Here is a 1,220-nt window from a genome sequence, read left to right as displayed (position 1 = left end):
GTCGAGTGCCTTCGGCTCGGGTCTCGGCGGCTCGTTCGCGGGCTCGGGCGTGCTCGGCGGATCGGTGGACGCGGGGTTGTTCGGTTCCGCGGGCGTGGCGGACGCGGGTGTGACCGACCCGGCGGAGGACGGCCTCGCCCACTGAGGCGGGACGCCCCGGGCGAGCGCGGATCGGAAAGGCGACCGGGCCGGGGCGGCCGAGGATTCGCGCTCCATACGAGGGCCCGCACCAGGAGGGGCCCGTGAACCCCCTGTATATCCGTGAACCCCCTGTATATGAGGAAAGGTCTGCCCGAGCGATGGTGACTACCGCCGAGCCTCCCGCCGTACCGCTGCTGCCGGTGCTCACCGAGACGATCGCGGTGGCGCGGGCGGCGGGGCGCGCCGATCTGGTGGCGCGGTTGACGGCGGCGGGCGAACGAGTGCGGGACCCGCGGCGGCGGATCGTGGTCGCGGGGCTGCGGGGTCAGGGCAAGAGCCGGTTCGTCAACGCGCTGCTGGACGTCGAGGTGTGCCCGGTCGGCGACGAGACGACCACGACGGTGCCGACGGTGCTGGCCTCGGGGCCCGTGCCGGACGCCGAACTGGTCTGCTCGGGCCAGGACGGCACCGAGCACCGGGTCCGGGTGCCACTGGACCGGACCGAGGACGGGCACCCGGCCGGTGGCAGGCGGGTGGTGCGCCGGGAGATCCGGTTGCCCAATCCGCTGCTCGACGACGGTGTGGTGCTGATCGACACCCCGGGCGTCGGCGGCCGGGCAGGCGCGGCGACGGTGCTTGCCCTGGCCCCCACGGCCGACGCGGTGCTCGTGGCTTCGGACGCCTCCACCGAGCTGACCGAACCGGAACTGGTGTTCCTGCGCCAGGTGCGGGCGCTGTGCCCGGCGGTGGCGCTGGTGCTCACCAAGATCGACCTGTACCCGCATTGGCGTCGGGTGCGCGACGCGGACGCCGCCCACCTCGCGCGAGCGGGGCTGGAACTGCCAATCGTGCCGGTCTCGGCACTGCTGCGCGCCCACGCCATGCGCACCCGGGACAGCGGGCTCGGGCTGGAATCCGGGTACGGCGAGCTGTACCGGTTCCTGCGGGAGGACGTCGTCGCGCGCGACCAGCGCGCCGCCCGCGCCGCCGTGGCCCGTGACATCCGCTCCGCCGCCGAACCTCACGCCCACGCCCAGGGCAGTGAGCTGCTGGCGCTGCGCGAACCCGGTCGCGGCGCC

1 protein-coding gene is annotated in these 1,220 nt (G+C 74.7%); it reads left to right on the top strand.

All coding sequences use genetic code 11. The annotated features are described in order from the left end of the window. Positions 1-299: 299 nt before the first annotated feature. Positions 300-1,220 (top strand): dynamin family protein (locus QH283_RS17625; RefSeq protein ID WP_280504083.1); only part of this gene is annotated, 921 nt, incomplete at its 3' end.

Source organism: Nocardia farcinica, assembly GCF_029867845.1.
GTDB classification, from domain to species: domain Bacteria; phylum Actinomycetota; class Actinomycetes; order Mycobacteriales; family Mycobacteriaceae; genus Nocardia; species Nocardia farcinica_A.
This window is presented reverse-complemented; position numbering and strand designations above follow the sequence as displayed.